Genomic DNA, 14,783 nt, shown 5'->3' on the forward strand with positions numbered 1-14,783 from the left:
GCCGGCTCAGGGCCCGTCGCCCGGCGCGACGGCGGCGCCGGTGAAGACGGCTCCGGCGCCGCGGAACGCGTCGACGAGCCGCTCCGACGCCGTGTAGGGGTCGACCTCGCGCCGCGCGACGGCGCGCACCGCCGCGTCGAGCGCGGGCCCGAGCGCGGCGACCGCGGCGTCGGTGAGCGCGTCGCGCAGCTGCACGTGCATCGCCTCACGCAGGCGCTCCTCCCGGCGCGCGGCGCCGGCCGCGGTCCCGAACAGCCACGCCCGGTGCGCCTCCAGCCGGTCCACGAGCGCCGCCACGCCCTCGTTGCGCGTGGCCACGGTCCGCGCGATGGCGGGCTCCCACGGCCCCTCGGCCGGCGCGCCGCCCGGGGCCGACGCCGCGTCGACCGCGCGGGCGTGGAGCGCCGCGGCGCTGTGCCCGCGCGACCGCCCGGACGCCCTCGCCGCCTCGCCGCCGAGCGCGATCATGAGCTCGAGATCGCGCACCGCGGCGTCGGCCCCGTCTCGATCGGCCTTGTTCACGGCGAAGACGTCGGCGCACTCCAGGATGCCCGCCTTGATCGCCTGCACCTCGTCGCCCATGCCCGGCGCCGCGACGACCAGGGTCGTGTGCGCCATGCGCGTGATCTCGAGCTCGTCCTGCCCGACCCCGACGGTCTCGACCAGCACGACGTCGGCGCCCCACGCGTCGAGCACCCGCGCGATGTCCACCGCCGAGCGCGACAGCCCGCCGAGCGCGCCCCGGGTCGCCAGCGACCGGATGAACACGTCGGGATCGCCGAAATGCGCCTGCATGCGGATGCGATCGCCGAGGATGGCGCCGCCGGTGAACGGGCTCGTGGGATCGACCGCCACCACGGCGACCCGGCGAGCCTGCTTCCGGAACGCGCCGATCAGGCGGTCGGTGAGCGTGCTCTTGCCCGCTCCCGGGTTGCCGGTCACGCCGAGGACCCAGGCGCGGCCGGTGTGCGGGAAGAGATCCTTCAGGATCGCGGCGTAGTCGCCGGCGCGGTCGTCGACGAGCCGGCAGGCCCGCGCCGTCGCGCGCGTGTCGCGGGCGAGGACCTTCTCTGCGAGCGGATGCACGCGAGCGGTCTAGGCCCGGCGATGCGGAGACACAACCGGCCCGGGGGCGGCGCGGCGTGGGGGTCTCTACCCTTCCCCGCCGCCGCCCGCGGCGCCGCCGGCCTGACCGCCGTCACCGGACGGCCCCCCGCCGGCGCCGCCCTCCCCGCTCGCCGACGAGCCAGCGCCGCCGGCGCCGCCCGCGGCGTCGCCGCGATCGACGATCGGCCGCGTCTCGCCGCAGGCGACGGTGAGCAGGGCCGAGAGCACAGCGCAGGAGGCGAACACGAGCGCGCGATTCCACATGGGCGCGTTCTTGAAGCGGGCGGCCCGCGAAGTCCAGCCGCCCACGCCCGCCAGGGCGACGCGGGCGCGGCCGGGCGCCGCCCGGGACAGCCGCGCGCCCCCCGTCAGGGCGCCGGGGTCGCCGGCCGGTCGAAGCGCCGCCAGCGGCCGTCGATGAGCCGCTCGTGCGGCAGGTACTGGGCCTTGTAGACCAGCCGCGAGCACTTCTCGACGTAGAGACCGAGGTACAGGTACCGCAGGCCCCAGGCGCGGCACAGCTCGAGCTGCTTCAAGATCGAGAAGACGCCGGGGCTCAGCGGCTCGAGCTCGGGATCGTAGAACGAGTAGACCGCCGACAGCGACTCCTGCCCGCGATCGACGACGGCGACCCCGACGAGGCGACCGCCGACGCGGTAGCGCATCTCGAACGTCTCGCAGCAGCTGTCCACGAGGAACGCCTCGTAGCCCGCGGCGCCGAGCGGGCCGTCGTCGCGCATCAGCCCACGGCCGTGCTTGTGCAGGTTGTAGAGCCCGATCTTCTCCCGCGTGGTGACGGGCGGACCGATCTCGACGTCGACCACCTGCTCGCCGCGGCGGAGCACCCGGCGCTGGGTGCGGCCGGGGACGAAGTCGCGCACGATGATCCGGATCGGCTCGCACGCGCGGCACGAGGGGCACTGGGTGCGGTAGAGCAGCTTGCCGTGACGGCGGTTGCCCGCGACCAGCCGCCGGTCGAACTCCGCGCGCGTGAGCGGACGGATGGGCACGCGGAGCGGCATCCGCGCGTCGACCTCGGGGAGGTACGGGCAAGGGCTCACCTCGTCGTGGACCGTGAGCTCGATCGGGTCCGACACCTCGTCGAGCCGAGGGAGCTCGACGTCTTGACCCGATGCCGCATCTCGCTCGCTCGATGAGCCCATGTCGCTGTCGATCCGAGCGCTCGAAACCCCGTCGACACGCCGGCCGCTACATTCAGGGGATGCCTGTTGCGCGGCCACGTCAAGCAAAACCCAGTGCGGCACGAGGGCGCGCCGGGAGATCCCGCCCGCTCGCACAACGCGGCCAGCGGAGCGGTATTCGGCATCGGCCAGCGGGCATCCGTTGCCTTGCGCCTTGCGCCTTGCGCGTTGCGCGTTGCGCACGCTCTCGCGCCACCGCTCATTCACACCATAGTGCCCTTTTGCTTACATTTACCCCGATAGGCGCACCCATTGTCCGCTCTAGCGCGCTCAGCGCGCCCAGCCGGACGGGCTGCGCGCTGAGCTGCGCGGCGCGCCCTTTTCCCTTGGCCCCGAGGCCGGTATGACCCAGCGCGCGCCCGCGAGGAGAGGTCGGCCCGGTGAAGGGCCCGCCTCGCGCGAGCGACGCAAGAAAGGCCGAACGCTTTGGATCTCACAGGAAAGCAGCGCCGCCACCTCCGGGCGCTGGGGCATCACCTCGACCCGATCGTGCAGCTCGGCAAGGCCGGGCTGACGGACGGGGTCGTCGCGGCCGTCGACGCCGCCCTGGAGCGACACGAGCTCGTCAAGGTACGCCTGGGCACCGAGTGTCCGGACGACCTGGGCGAGGTCGCCGACACCCTCTCCGAGCGGCTCCGCGCCGAGGTGGCGCAGACGCTCGGCCGGACGATCTTGCTCTACCGGCGCCACCCGAAGGAGCCGAAGATCAAGCTGCCCGCAGGCGCCTGACCGCGAGCCGCCCAGCCACCTCGCCGCGCACCGCAGCGCAGGGCGCCCCGGCTCGCCGGAGCGCCCTGGACCGCGTCACACGTGCCGCAGCGCGGGTCGCTCGGCCAGGATGTGATCGAGCCAGGCGTTCGACAGCTTCTCCTGCACCGTGTTGGCCCGGAGCCTCGCGGCGAGGTTCTTGAAGTCGACGTGGTCGATGAGCTGATCCTGGTTGAAGCACGAGAAGACCACCGTCTCCTTGCCCGTCTCCGGATCCACGTGGCGCTGGAGGCACTGCGCGCAGACCTCCTTCATCATGCACTGCATCGGCGAGTTGATGCTCGCGATGCCCACGTGCTTCGGGTTGAGGTGCGGCGCGAGCACGCCGTGCCGCGCCTCGCGCACCGCGTTCATCATCTTGTCCGAGCCGATCGCGATGATGCGCCGGACCTCCGAGAGGCTCGCCAGCTCGCCGCCGAGCTGCCGCTCCGCGTAGGCCCGCATCGCCTGGACGATGTTGCCGCGGAAATGGCGATCCGTGGCGCGCCGCGGGGGGATCTCCGCGCCGCCGTCGGTGCACCAGATGACCTGATCGGTCGCCACCTCGATCTCGTCCTGCTTGAAGAGATCCTCGCCGCGCCGGTAGCCGGCGAAGTAGATCACGCGATCGCCGCGCGCCTTGAGCGCCTTCGCGATCGAGAACAGCACGGCGTTGCCGAGCCCGCCGCCGGCGAGCAGCACGGTCTCGCCCTCGGGGATCTCCGTCGGCGTCCCGGTCGGCCCCATCACGACGACCTCCTCGCCCGGGCGCAGCGCGGCGAGCAGCCGGGAGGACGCGCCCATCTCGAGCGCGATGAGCGACAGCAGCCCCTTCTCCTTGTCGACCCACGCGCCCGTGAGCGCGAGCCCCTCCATCGCGAGCCGCGTGCCGCGGACCACCGGCGAGCGCACCTCGTAGTTCTGCAGCCGGTAGAACTGCCCCGGCTCGAACTTCCGCGCCGCCGCGGGCGCGCGCACGACCACCTCGACGATGGTCGACGTCAGCCGCTCGACGCGCTCGACCACCGCGGTGAAATCGTGATCGAGGCGGGCGAAGAGGTCGCGCCGCCGCGCGTCGCGCGCCGCCTGCGGCTCGTCGCCGAGCCGGGCGAGGTCGCGCTGGAACAGCGCGACGACCGACGGGTACGCGTCCTTGGCGCTCGCCATCGCCTTCACGACGCTCCCCGCGTAGTGCGGGTGGTTGTCGCCGTAGAAGCTCACCGCGTGCTCGCCGTCGTTGTAGCTCGTGAAGAAGCCCTCGCGCGCCTTGGCCGGCTCGACCTTGAGCGCGCCGGCCTCGTCGACGTACGCGCGGTGCGGCTGGAAGAACTGCTTCCACTTGTCGAACGCGAACGAGCCCGGGCGCTCCTTCTCGTACGTGACGTTGGGGCTCGTCCCGGCCGCCACGCACACGGTGCGGGCCGGGATGGAGACCGTCTGGCCCGCGCTCCGCCACTTGCCGTCCACGACCTCCTGGCGATCGAAGACGAGCGACGAGACGCACCCGCGCTCGTCGAGCACCGCCTCCAGCGGGGCGAGGTTCTCGACGTAACGGATCCCCTCCTCGAGCGACTTGGCGACCTCCTCGTGGTTCAGCCGGTAGGCGGGCGAGTCGATGAGCCGCTTGCGGTAGACCAGCGAGACGCCGCCCCACGCGTCGATGAGGCCCTGGAACCGCGGCGGCCGCCCCTCGCGCGCGGCGCGCGCGCGCTCGTCGCGGATCTCCTCGGCGTGGCGCCGCTGCTCGGCCAAGAACTCCCGCTCCTCCTCGTCGAACATCGCGAGCACCGACGCCTCGCCGCGCTCGGCGATGAGCGCGTCGAGCCGGTCGGCCGTCTTCTCGGCCTGCACGACGTAGTAGGCCGCGAGCTCCGTCGCGGTGTCGATCGCCGTCAGGCCGCCGCCGATCACCACCGCCGGAAGCCGCACCTGAAGGTTCGCGAGCGCCGAGCGCTTGTAGGCGCCGGCCAGCTGGAGCGCCATCAGGAAGTCCGACGCCTTGCGGATGCCGCGCGCGAGGTTGTTCTTGAGCGGGATGATCGTCGGACGCCCCGCGCCCGCCGCGATCGCGACGTGGTGGAACCCGCGCCGGAAGGCATCGTCGAGATCGATCGTGCCGCCGAACCGCACGCCGCCGTAGATCCGGAGCAGCCGCTGCCGCGCGAGCGTGATGTAGAGGACGGTGAGGAAGTTCTTGTCCCACCGCACCGTGATCCCGTACTCGCTCACCCCGCCGAAGCCGAGGAGGACGCGCTCGTCGAGCTCGGTGTAGAGCCGCTTGAAATCCCTGATCGGCCGCGGCGGGCGCGTCTCGTCGCCCGTGAGCTCGACCGGCAGCGGCTCGATCTTGAGGCCGTCGATCGCCGCGCACGCGAAGCCCTGCCGCGTGAGGTGGTGCGACAGGGTGTAGCCGGCCGGGCCGAGGCCGACGACGAGCACGTTCTTGCCGTTGTACGGGAGCGCGTGCGGCCGGAGCGCGTCGAGCGGGTTCCACCGCGTGAGCAGCCCGTAGATCTCGAGGCCCCACGGCAGCGACAGGACGTCCGTGAGCGCCGCGGTCTCGACCTGCGGGATGTCCACCGGGTCCTGCTTCTGGAAGACGCACGCCTTCATGCAGTCGTTGCAGATGCGATGGCCGGTGCCGGGGCACATCGGGTTGTCGATGCAGACGAGCGCGAGCGCGGCGATCGACTCGCCCCGCCCGCGCATCGTGTGCATCTCGCTGATCTTCTCGTCGAGCGGGCAGCCGTGGAGCTCGACGCCGAGCGGGTTCGACTTGATCGCCCCGGTCTTGTTGTCGCGCAGGCCCTTCGAGCACGAGTCCTTGTCGCGATCGTGGCAGAGCAGGCAGTAGTCGACCTGGCTCTCGACCTCGCGGGGCCCCGCGCGCCGGTCGGTCAGCGCGAAGCCGTCGCGAGCCCGCCGCTCGTGCTCCGGCCCGACGAGGAGCTCGGCCGAGCCCGGGCCGTCGCTCGCGCCCTTCCTGTGCAGCTGGACCAGCGCCTGGTAGTCGAGCGTGCGCGGCGCCTTGAGCGTCGGCCAGCGATGCGCCGGGTCGTGCTCGTCGGCGCGGCGCGCCGCGAGCCACGCCTCGACGGCGTCGAGCGCGAACGCGACGACCGCCGCGTCCTCGGCCTCGGTCGGCTCCGCGCCCGCGACCGCGACGGCCGGCGCCACGCGCTCGGCGAGCGCCGCGTCCTCCCGCAGCGCCGCGCGCGCCTTCGCCGCGCGGCCGCGGAGCTCGTCCGTCCACTTCGCGCCGCCGGCCTTGGCGGCCTTGCGCGCGATCTCGTCGACCTCGATCAGCGCGAGCGTCGCGCGCGCGATCGCGAGCTCCTCGGCGGCGGAGCCGCTGTCGAGCGCGCTCGCCGGCGCGCCCATGGCCGCGAGCGCCCGCCGCGCCGCGTGCGCCGCCTCGACGTGCGTGCCCTGCCACGCCTTCCCGGGGCTCGGCTTGAACAGCCGCTTCTTCGAGAACTCGCGCTTGAAGTCCCAGAGCGCGGCCCGCTCGCGGGTCGCGTCGATCTGCGCCTGGGTCTCCCGCTCGACGCGGAAGAGCGTGGCGACGAAGCGGCCGACGTACGGCGCGGCCGCGAGGAGCGCCTCGGAGACCTGCTCCGCGGTGAGCGCGGGCCGGTCCGCGCCGCCGCCCCCGGAGCCCGCCTGCTCCGCGCGCAGGGCGGACCGGTACGCGTCGAAGCGCGCGTAGGCGCCCTCGTCCGTCGCGTGGAAATACTCCTCGAAGCGCTCCGTCAGCTCGGCGAGCTTCGCAGGGTCGAAGAGATCGACGTAACCGAAACCAGGGATTCCGAGCTCGAGCTCGGAAGGATCGGAGGTGGCCTGCACCCACGAAGAGAAGTCAGCCTGCACGCCAGCGTTCGCTTCCATACCCGCAGCAAATGCTTTCTATTTCAAGGGGTTTGCCCGCCCGGCGAGGGGCGCGCGCACCCGATCTCGAGGGCGACGTAAAGTAGCACCGGGCCGTAGCTCCGACCTGTCGCTTAGGCAACATTCCTCGAGCTCATCCCGCGCTCGCCGACGCGACGAGCGCGCAACGGCTGCGCGCCGGCGAGCTGCCCGCAGCCGCGAGCTCGCCGGCGCGGCGGAGCGCGCAACGGCTGCGCGCCGGCGAGCTCGCCGCGGCCGGGAGCGCCGCCCGCTCGCGCGACGAGGAGCGGGAGGAGTCCGTCGCGGCCGTCTGCAGGACGACGCCGCGCGGCGGGAGCGCCGCCCTCGCCGCGGGCGCCGGAGCGCCGCGATCAGAAGCCCTGGGAGACGACGCGCTCGATCGTGTGGGTCGAGATGTTGCCCGCGATGACGTCGGGATCGCGCAGCAGCGCCTGGTGCAGCGGGATGTTCGTGCGGATGCCGCCGATGATGAACTCGTCGAGCGCGCACCGGAGCCTCGCGATCGCCTCGGCCCGGGTCGCGCCGTGCGCGATCACCTTGGCGACCAGCGAGTCGTAGGAGCTCGGGACGCGGAAGCCGCCGTACACGCCGGAGTCGACGCGGATCCCGACGCCGCCGGGCGAGTGGTACTCGGTGATGAGCCCCGGCCACGGCACGAACGAGCGCGGATCCTCGGCGTTGACCCGGCACTCGATGGCGTGGCCGCGGAAGCTCCAGGGGCGCGTGTCCGGCAGCGAGAGGCGCTCGCCGGCGGCGGCGAGGATCTGCTGCGCGACGAGATCGACGCCGGTCACCATCTCGGTGACCGGGTGCTCGACCTGCACGCGGGTGTTCATCTCCATGAAGTAGAGCTCGCCGCGCTCATCCATCAGGAACTCGAGCGTGCCGAGGCCCGTGTAGCCGGTCTCGAGGATCGCGGCCCGAATGATGTCGCCCATCCGGGAGCGCTTCTCGTTGTCCATCGCGGGGCTCGGCGACTCCTCCATCACCTTCTGGTGCCGGCGCTGGAGCGAGCACTCGCGCTCGCCGAGCGTCCACACGCCCCCGTGCTGATCCGCGAGCACCTGGAACTCGATGTGGCGCGGCGCCTCGACGTAGCGCTCGAGGTACACGTCCGGGTTCTTGAAGCCGGTCAGGGCCTCCTGCGTCGCGATCTCGAACGAGCGCTGCACCTCGCCGGCGTGGCGGACGATGCGCATGCCGCGGCCGCCGCCGCCCCCGGAGGCCTTCAGGATCACCGGGTAGCCGACGCGCTCGGCCTGCTCCGCCGCGTCCGCCGCGCTCGTGAGCACGCCGGTGCCGCTCAGCATTGGGATGCCGAAGCGCTTGGCGACCGCGCGCGCCGACACCTTGTCGCCCCAGGTCCGCATCGCCTCCGCGCTCGGCCCGATGAAGGTGAGCCGGCACTTCTTGCAGACCTCGGCGAACTTCGCGTTCTCCGAGAGGAACCCGTAGCCGGGGTGGATCGCGTCGGCGCCGGTGACCTCGGCGGCCGCGATGATCTGCGGGATGTTGAGGTAGCTCTTCGACGCGTCGGCCGGGCCGACGCACACGGCCTCGTCCGCGAACCGGACGTGCAGCGCCGCGGCGTCCGCCTCGGAGTGGATCGCGACCGAGCGGATGCCGAGCAAGCGGCAGGCGCGGATGACACGCATCGCGATCTCGCCGCGATTGGCGATCAGGATCTTCTGGAACACGGCACCCTCGCCCGGGCAGCGCTAGCTGCGCCGCACCTTGAAGAGACGCTGCCCGAACTCGACCGGCTTGCCGTTCTCGGCGAGGATCTCGACGATCTTGCCGGAGCAGTCCGCCTCGATCTCGTTCATCAGCTTCATCGCCTCGATGATGCAGAGCGCCTGCCCCTCGCGGATCGGGCTGCCGACCTCGACGAAAGGCGGCGCGTCAGGAGACGGCGAGCGGTAGAACGTGCCGACGAACGGCGAGGTGACGTACGAGATCCCCTCGTCGCCCTCCGCGGCGGGCGCGGCCGCCGGCGCAGGCGCCGCGGCGGGCGCGGCAGCCGGCGCCGGAGCAGGCTGCGCCGCGGGCGCCGCGGCCGGCGCGCTCTGGAGCTGGTAGGCGACGGACGCGAGCTGCGGCGCCCCTCCCTGCGGCGCGAAGCCCCCGCGCGTGAGCCGGATGCGAACGTGTTCGTCCTCGAACTCGAAGTCGCTCACGTTGCGCTTCTCGAGGAGGCGCACCAGCGCCCGCAACTGTTTGAGGTTGATGTTCATGGAAGGACGTTCGGCCATCGATGTTTGCCGCCTTTCAACCAGAGTGACGGCGCATGTTCAACCTCTTTCGACCGGTCGCAGCTTCTCCAGGTGCCCGAGCAACCCGAGCAACCCGAGGACGTACGAGCTCGGACCGAAGCCCGCGACGCGCGCCATGCACGCGGGCGCGATGCGGGAGCGGCGACGGAACGGCTCGCGAGCGTCCGGGTTGGAGATGTGCACCTCGACGGTCGGGAGCGCGCCCGCGCGGATCGCGTCGTAGAGCGCGATGGAGGTGTGCGTGTACGCGCCGGCGTTGAGGAGGATGCCGTCGAAACCGCGATCGCCGGCGTGGCTGATCGCGGTCACGAGCTCCCCCTCGCAGTTCGACTGCATGCACGACACCGAGGCGCCGTGGGCCTGTGCGGCCTCCTCGACGGCGCGGTGGATGTCATCCAGCGTGGCCGTGCCGTAGATCGCTGGCTCGCGCTTGCCCAGACGATCGAGGTTCGGCCCCGAGATGACCGAGATCCTGAAGCCGCTCAGGCGAGCTCCTTCAGCAGCACCGGCACCTTGGTGCGCAAGAGGTAGCGGGCCTTGCCGATGTTCGCGTCGGGCGTCATCGAGAAGGCCACGAAGTACGAGTTGTTCACGACGCGGATGAGCGTGGTGACCTTCTCCGCCTGGATCGCGATCTCGGCGGCGTTGCCCGCGTCGAGCATCTCGGCGGCGCGCTGGATCGACTTCAGCACGACGCTGAACTCCGCGCCGATGGTGGCGATGTCGAACGCGGCCCCCGGCTTGGAGTAGCTGTCGACCGCGATCCCCTCGAAATCCATGAGAAGGGTCGCGATGCCGCCCTCGGTGTTCTCTACGACTTCCTTCAGCACGGCCTGGAACATGGGGGGAGACTACCCAAGCGCGGCACGATCGGGAAAACAAACGAACCGACGCGCGTCCGACGCGCGTCCGGCACCAGGGTCGGGCGCCCGCGGGCGGCCGGGCGTGCCGGCACGGCTGGCCTGGCCGCGCGGGGGCGCCTCGCCCGGCCGCCCGCGGCAGCAGACGAGCGCGCGGAGCGGCGATCTCGCGGCGGCGCGGCGGCGCGTAACACCGCGAAAGCTCGCGCCGTCCGCCCGCCAGCGCGGCGAAGCGCGGCGATCGCGATGAGCGGCGAGCGCGCTTTGCCTCTTGCATCCTGGTCCCAGCCGGGCGATTCCCGCCCCAAGGGGCCCGCTCCAAAGCACGCCTTGACCCTTGTCCCGGCGAGCGGCTAACGTGCGGCCGTTCTTTCGCCTCGCGGCAAGGCCGCAGGCGGATCCCGCCGGCGCGTCTCGCCGGGGGGACGACGTCAAACGTGGCCGGGCGCGGCCCTGCGTCGCGCCCGCCAGCTCATCAAGAAAAACAAGGACGGCCCAACATCTATGCGTGCGCGAGCCGGGGATCCCCCCCGCACGATGCCCCAGAAGATCCTCGCCGGGCGGGCGACGGATCCTCAGCTGCGCGGTGATCTCGTCCAGGTCAAGGTCGACCAGGTGATCCTCTCCAGGGCGCCGTCGCGCGCGCTGGCCGAGGCCATCGCCACGGGCATGAAGAAGACGCCGGTCGAGGTCGCCGTCGCCTACGACGGCACCTGCGTGGCCGACGCGAGCTCGCTCGCGGACATCGACGAGGGGAGCCCGCACTCGGTGTCGCCCGAGTTCCCGACCTACAACATCCCGATCGCGCGGCCGGGCATCGGCTTCCCCGCGCCCGTGCACCTCGAGCGCTTCGCCGCGCCGGCGCGGCTCGCCCTCACCGACGACCCGCGCCTCGCGACGGTCGGCGGCATCGGCATGCTGTCGCTCGTCGTCTCGCCGAGCCAGCTCGGGCAGGCGCTCGCCACGGGCTCGGCCTGGCTCCGGCCGCCGCGGAGCGTGCAGATCCACCTATCGGGCAGGGTGCGGCCCTTCGTGTGCGCGAGGGACGTGGCGCTCGAGCTGCTCCGCAGGAACCTCGACGAGGTGGTCCGGCGCATCGAGGGCGAGCACCACGCGCCGGTGATCCTCGAGTTCGCCGGGCCGAGCGCGCGGCTCCTCTCGGTGGGCGACCGCGCGGTGCTCTGCGGGATCGCGCCGCAGGTGGGCGCGGCGGCGGCGCTGTTCGTGAGCGACGAGAAGACGGAGGTCTTCCTCCGCGATCAGCGCAGGTCGAAGGCCCACCGCGCGCTCGTGCCGGACCCGGGCGCGCCGTGCGAGGAGGTCGTCTCGATCGACCTCGGCACCGTCGACCCGCTGCTCATGGACGAGGAGGGCGTGGTCCGGCCGGTCCGCGATCTCGCCGGCAAGCCGGTGGCGCAGGTCGTCCTCGGGGGCGACTCCGGCGTGACGTTGCGCGACATGCTCGCGGCGGCGCTGCTGCTCAAGTCGAAGCGCGTCCCGTCGCGGCTCGACCTGCTGGTCGCGCCGCCGTCGCGCCAGGTGCTCGAGGTGCTCGCGCAGTCGGGCGCGCTGGTCGACCTCGTGGCGACGGGCGCGCGCATCGTCGAGCCGGACCGGCGCGTCGTCACCTCGGAGATCTACCCGCCGCCGCCCGGCGGCCTGTCGCTGCGCACCGCCGATCCGGAGCCGCGCATCGCCGGGGCGCCGTCGTTCGTCGTGGCCTCGGCCGAGACGCTCGCCTACGCCGTGGCCACGGGCTCGGTCGGCGATCCGCGGTCGTTCAAGCGGCCGGTGCGGGTGACCGTGCCGCGGGCGCTGCCGACCGACGACGTGCTGATCCTCCGCGACAAGAAGGGCGAGCAGGTGAGCACGAAGAAGCCGCCGCCGGCGCCCGCGGCCGTGCCCTGGAAGGGGCCGCTGACGCTCGACGTGCTCGCGGGCGTGCCGAAGGGCAACGGGCGCGCGGCGGTCGGGGCGCGCGGGCGCAAGGCCGCCGCCCCGGCCGAGCCGGCCGCGCCCGCGGCGCCGGTCGCGCCGATCGTCGAAGACGACAAGGCGCAGGCCGCGCCGGCCGAGGGCAAGGCGGCGGGCGGGGTGGCGCTCGTCCTGTCGACGCTCGACGAGGTGCGCGCGGTCGCGGAGCGCGCGACCGACCTGTCGACGGTGCGCGCGGTGGTCGCGCCGTTCGTGCCGAGCACCGCGGTGTCGGCGTTCGCGAGCGAGGGGATCGCCACGTTCCTCGTCGGCGCCGAGGCGCTCGGCAGCATCAAGGAGCAGAAGAGCGTGGAGCTCCCCGCCCCCGCGCAGTGGGGCGACCGCGTCGCGGCCGTCTTCGGGAGCGAGCGCGTCGAGGTGGCCTGGCTCGCGACGGGCATGGAGCGGAGCTGGACCCACGCAGGCACCGTGCGGCAGCCGCCCAGCGCGGGCAAACCAGCGCGGTAGCGGGCGAGCGCGCGGCGGACGCGGCGGGGTGCGCGCATCCCCCGCCGAGCCCCCGGAGAACGCGGGCCGCCCCCCCCCGCCGGAGCCGGGGGAAGCGAGGCGCCCCCGCCGAGGACCGGGAGCGCTGCGCTCAGGGGGTCGCGCGCACGGGGGCGAGCGGGGCGAGGAGCTTGATCTCGTTCGTGAGATCGCGGAAGCGGATCTGCTGCTCGTTGATCTGCATCTCGAGCACGATGACGCGCTTCGTGATCTCGTCGAGGCGGGCCGACGCCTTGGCGAGCCGGTCGGTGAGGTCGCGGCGGAGCTCGTCGGCGGTCTTGTTCTTCTCGATCGCCCTGAGGTTCTGGCGGAGCTCGTGGCTCTGCTGCTCGAGGCGCTGCTGCTCCGCGATCAGCCTGTCGCGCTCGTCGATCGCCGGGCGCAGCTTGCCCCGGACCTCCCAGGCCTGGCCGAGCTGCTTCGCCACGGCCGCGTCGGCGCGCGGGTCCTTCAGGTAAGCCTGCACCGCGTCGTCGGCGAGCTGGCTGAGCCAGTCGATCTGCTGCCGGAAGGTCCGCCGCTCGTCCACGTCGAGCACCGCCGTCCCCCGCCGCGGGACGTCGACCGGCACGAGCGCGCTGCCCGTGCCGACGTTGTCCTCGGTGCCCTTCGGCGGTGCGTGCAGGCGCGTCCCGTGCAGGCGGGGGTGCTTCACGAGCGTCCGCGCCGCGAGATCGCCGCCGTTGCGGACGGCGTATTTGGTGTGCGTCACCCAGTCGCGCTCGATCTCGAGCGCGCCGCCCTCGATCTTCGCGAGGCGCGCGCCCTCGGCGGTCTCCTCGCGCGCCGTGTCGACGGCGAGGCCCCGCTCCAGCGCGAACGGCACCGTCGTCGTGGCCCCCGGCGGCAGCGGCTCGACCATGCCCTGGCCGAGGAACGCGCCGTTCTCGAAGACCGCGATGGGGCCGCGCTCCAGGAGCCCCTTCGTGTCGTTCGTGAAGCGCGCCACGCGGAACGGGTGCGAGCTCGACGCGGGCACGCCGCCGTCGGGCGCGAACAGGAAGATCGACTCGCCGGGCACCTGCTTCGCGAGGAGCAGGACCATCGTCGCGCTCCGGTCGGGGATGTCGACCGGGAACGGGATGTCGTAGCGCGTCGTGCCCGCCTCCATGGCGACCGCGGCGAGGGCGCTCATGTTGCGCGGCGGCGACGGGTTCATCATCGCCCTGTTGTCCATGGCCAGCGGATCGTCGGCGAACACCGCCCCGCCCCGCCGCGGGGACGCGGCGCCAGGCGCGCCGACCGCGCCGCCGGCCGCGCCGCTGGCGGCCCGCTTCGCCGCCGGCTTCGCCGACATCTTCTTGGCAGCCTCGGCCTCCTTCAAGAAATGCTGCCTGCCGGCCTCCTCGGCCTCGAACGCGTACCCATGGCCTTCATCCGCGTCTGCCGCCGCCGGCGGCACGGCCGGCGCCGCCTCCGGCGCGGGCATGGGCGGCGGCGGCGGCGGCGCGGCCTCGGCCGCCAGCGTGGTCTCGCTCGTCGGCACGGACGCGATCACCTCGCCCTGGTCGCTGACGATCGGGCGCGGCGGGATCGCCGCCTGGTCGAGCGTCGCCTGGAAGGCGAGCGGCGCGCCCGCCACGAGCGACAGCTTCACGCCCTGCCAGTCCTCGCCCGAGAGGTTCTGCACGATGCCCCACGCCTGGAGGTGCGCCTGCTTCGACGCCGCGCCCTGGGCCCCGGCCGCGCCCATCACGAGCCGGTAGGAGGGGCGCCACACCGGCGTCTCGGCCACGTAGCCGACCACGAGGTCGTGCTCTCGCCCGTCGAGCGTGAGCTTCACCTTCTCGAGCTCGTCCCGCTTCTTCTCCCCCGCCGCCGCGCCCTTGTCCTTGGGCGGCGGCGACGCCGTCGTCACCTCGGGCCCGGGCTCCTCCGGCGCGTCGCCCTCGCCCGAGCCGTCGTCGACCTCGACCGGGAACGACGCGCTCCGGACGCTGCTGCCGCCGGCCTCGATGACCGCGAGCGTGGCGAGGAAGTCGCCGACCTTCTCCTTGCGCACGCGGAAGGTCACCTGATCGGCGTCGATGAGCCCCCGGCGCTCGAAGTACGCGACGCCGTTCCTGTAGATGACCACGCGCCGCAGCGCGAGCCCCGAGGCGTCCACGTCGGGGCCCCGCGCGCAGCCGGCGAGCAGAGAGAGAGCGAGGAGCAGGCCGGAGCCCGCTCGCGCGACGTCGTACCGTCTCATGATGTCCGTGGGT

At 73.2% G+C, this 14,783-nt stretch carries 11 protein-coding genes; 2 read left to right on the forward strand and 9 right to left on the reverse strand.

Translation table 11 applies throughout. From position 1 onward, the window contains the following. Positions 1 to 6: 6 nt before the first annotated feature. The 3 genes from meaB to WMF26_RS23320 form a co-directional block, all read right to left on the reverse strand. Entirely contained in the window at positions 7 to 1,086 is a 1,080-nt protein-coding gene (gene meaB / locus WMF26_RS23310) for a methylmalonyl Co-A mutase-associated GTPase MeaB (protein ID WP_438002091.1), read from the reverse strand. A gap of 66 nt (positions 1,087 to 1,152) precedes the next feature. Beyond that, positions 1,153 to 1,371 (reverse strand): hypothetical protein, encoded by a 219-nt coding sequence (locus tag WMF26_RS23315; RefSeq protein ID WP_437948337.1) that lies wholly within the window; start codon positions 1,369 to 1,371, stop codon positions 1,153 to 1,155. Between the two features lie 104 nt (positions 1,372 to 1,475). Further along, on the reverse strand, positions 1,476 to 2,270 hold the full coding sequence (locus WMF26_RS23320; protein ID WP_061623572.1) for an arginyltransferase: 795 nt from the start codon (positions 2,268 to 2,270) through the stop codon (positions 1,476 to 1,478). A gap of 465 nt (positions 2,271 to 2,735) precedes the next feature. Between WMF26_RS23320 and yhbY the strand changes: the two genes are divergently transcribed. Continuing rightward, positions 2,736 to 3,038, forward strand: a complete 303-nt coding sequence (gene yhbY / locus WMF26_RS23325; RefSeq protein ID WP_020736636.1) for a ribosome assembly RNA-binding protein YhbY — start codon at positions 2,736 to 2,738, stop codon at positions 3,036 to 3,038. A 75-nt stretch (positions 3,039 to 3,113) separates the two neighbouring features. Here yhbY and WMF26_RS23330 read toward each other — a convergent pair whose 3' ends face one another. The 5 genes from WMF26_RS23330 to WMF26_RS23350 all read right to left on the reverse strand — a co-directional run bounded on the left by WMF26_RS23330 (position 3,114) and on the right by WMF26_RS23350 (position 10,068). Beyond that, positions 3,114 to 6,944, reverse strand: coding sequence for an FAD-dependent oxidoreductase (locus WMF26_RS23330; protein WP_438002092.1), 3,831 nt, complete (start codon positions 6,942 to 6,944; stop codon positions 3,114 to 3,116). 371 nt (positions 6,945 to 7,315) lie between these two features. After that, positions 7,316 to 8,662, reverse strand: a complete 1,347-nt coding sequence (gene accC, locus WMF26_RS23335) for an acetyl-CoA carboxylase biotin carboxylase subunit (protein WP_061621323.1) — start codon at positions 8,660 to 8,662, stop codon at positions 7,316 to 7,318. A 21-nt stretch (positions 8,663 to 8,683) separates the two neighbouring features. Then, entirely contained in the window at positions 8,684 to 9,217 is a 534-nt protein-coding gene (gene accB / locus WMF26_RS23340; protein WP_438002093.1) for an acetyl-CoA carboxylase biotin carboxyl carrier protein, read from the reverse strand. A 39-nt stretch (positions 9,218 to 9,256) separates the two neighbouring features. Then, positions 9,257 to 9,724 (reverse strand): type II 3-dehydroquinate dehydratase, encoded by a 468-nt coding sequence (gene aroQ / locus WMF26_RS23345; protein ID WP_437339511.1) that lies wholly within the window; start codon positions 9,722 to 9,724, stop codon positions 9,257 to 9,259. Next, positions 9,721 to 10,068: a roadblock/LC7 domain-containing protein gene (locus WMF26_RS23350; RefSeq protein ID WP_236644727.1), complete on the reverse strand. Its 348-nt coding sequence runs from the start codon at positions 10,066 to 10,068 to the stop codon at positions 9,721 to 9,723. The genes aroQ and WMF26_RS23350 overlap by 4 nt, the downstream gene beginning before the upstream one ends. Positions 10,069 to 10,635: 567 nt before the next feature. Here WMF26_RS23350 and WMF26_RS23355 point away from each other — a divergent pair. Then, positions 10,636 to 12,540, forward strand: coding sequence for an aconitase family protein (locus WMF26_RS23355; protein WP_437339219.1), 1,905 nt, complete (start codon positions 10,636 to 10,638; stop codon positions 12,538 to 12,540). Between the two features lie 130 nt (positions 12,541 to 12,670). On the opposite strand, the gene WMF26_RS23360 is transcribed toward WMF26_RS23355, so the two are convergent. Beyond that, entirely contained in the window at positions 12,671 to 14,770 is a 2,100-nt protein-coding gene (locus tag WMF26_RS23360) for a hypothetical protein (RefSeq protein WP_438002094.1), read from the reverse strand. Between the last annotated feature and the right edge of the window lie 13 nt (positions 14,771 to 14,783).

The organism is Sorangium sp. So ce185 (assembly GCF_051526825.1).
Lineage (GTDB): Bacteria > Myxococcota_A > Polyangia > Polyangiales > Polyangiaceae > Sorangium > Sorangium cellulosum_D.